This window comes from Pseudomonas sp. R62, from assembly GCF_000257605.1.
GTDB lineage: Bacteria > Pseudomonadota > Gammaproteobacteria > Pseudomonadales > Pseudomonadaceae > Aquipseudomonas > Aquipseudomonas atacamensis.
The window spans coordinates 2,015,496-2,017,235 of record NZ_JH635999.1; the positions used below are offsets into that span (position 1 = coordinate 2,015,496).

At 62.3% G+C, this 1,740-nt stretch carries 1 protein-coding gene and 1 pseudogene; both read right to left on the minus strand.

The features are described 5' to 3' along the window. On the minus strand, window positions 1-687 hold a 687-nt coding region (locus OQK_RS26920), incomplete at its 3' end, for an aldehyde dehydrogenase family protein (RefSeq protein WP_016775180.1). Between the two features lie 253 nt (window positions 688-940). Then, window positions 941-1,740, minus strand: a pseudogene (locus OQK_RS26925) (glutamine synthetase family protein); the annotation flags it as partial.

Consider the following 1,740-nt stretch of genomic DNA (forward strand, 5'->3'; position numbering starts at 1 on the left):
CGCCTTGCCGACGGTGTGGCCGTAGCCCGGCAGCACGTTGAACACGCCCTTCGGAATACCCGCCTCCAGCGCCAGTTGCGCGATGCGGATGGCGGTCAGCGGTGATTTTTCCGAAGGCTTGAGGATGAACGAGTTACCCGCCGCCAGCGCCGGGGCGAATTTCCAGCTGGCCATGATCAGCGGGAAATTCCACGGCACGATCGCTGCGACCACACCGGACGGCTCACGGGTGACGAGGCCGAGTTGGTCGTGCGGCGTGGCAGCGACTTCGTCGTAGATCTTGTCGATGGCCTCGGCGCTCCAGCGGATCGCGTTGGCGGTCGCCGGGATGTCGATGTTCATCGAATCGCTGATCGGCTTGCCCATGTCGAGGGTTTCCAGCAGCGCCAGTTCTTCCTGGTGTTGCAGGATCAGATCGGCGAAGCGGATCAGCACGCGCTTACGCTCGGCCGGGGCTTTTTTCGCCCAGATGCCGGAGTTGAAGGACTGGCGCGCGGCTTCGACGGCGAAATTGGCGTCGGCTTCATCGGTGCTGGCGACGGCGGCAAGAAAGCGGCCATCGACCGGGCTCAGGCATTCAAAGGTGTCGCCGCTGATCGCCGGGCGATACTCACCGTCGATGAAGGCGCGGGATTCGATGGACAGGGACTGGAAGCGTTGTTCCCAGTCGTTGCGGGTTGTGGTCATTGTTTTGAGCTCGACAAGGGGGAATTTGGGGGTTGGTCTGGTTGCTTTGTCTGGCCGGGAATCGCTGCCCTCACTCTAGCCCTCTCCCAGAGGGAGAGGGGACCGATCGGGGGATGCCTGGTAACTGCGCCGACCTGAAAAATCTTGCCGAATCCATCATCGACTGGATCGTTCAGGTCGCCGGATATCTCCAGACGACGCGGTCAGTCCCCTCTCCCTCCGGGAGAGGGTTAGGGTGAGGGGCTTTTGATCTTCAGACCGTATGCAGATACCAGTTGTACTCAAGGTCAGAAATCGAGTTCTCGAACTCGGCCAACTCGCTTTCCTTGCACGCGACGAACACGTCGATGTACATCGGGTCGATGTAGCGCGCCATGACTTCGCTGTCGTCGAGCTCGCGCAACGCGTCGCGCAGGTTGTTCGGCAGGCTCTGCTCGTTCTGCTCGTAGCTGTTGCCTTCGACCGGGGCGCCGGGCTCGATCTGGTTGGTCAGGCCGTGGTGAATACCGGCCAGCACCGACGCCATCAGCAGGTACGGGTTGGCATCGGCACCGGCGACGCGGTGCTCGATGCGCACGGCATCCGCCGAACCGGTCGGCACGCGCACGGCCACGGTGCGGTTGTCGATGCCCCAGCTTGGCGAGTTCGGCACATAGAATTGCGCGCCAAAGCGGCGGTACGAGTTGACGTTCGGGCAGAGGAAGGCCATTTGCGCCGGCAGGGTCTCGAGCACACCGCCGATCGCGTGACGCAGTGCGGCGTTCTGCTCGGGATCCTCGCTGGCGAAGATGTTGTTGCCTTCTTTGTCCAGAATCGAAATGTGCACGTGCAGACCGTTGCCGGCCTGGCCCGGATACGGCTTGGCCATGAAGGTCGTGTCCATCTCGTGGTCGTAGGCGATGTTCTTCACCAGACGCTTGAGCAGGACCGCGTAATCGCAGGCCTTGATCGGGTCGGAGACGTGATGCAGGTTGACTTCGAACTGCGCCGGGGCGCTTTCCTTGACGATGGCGTCAGCGGGAATGCCCTGCTCTTTCGCGCCTTCGAGGATGT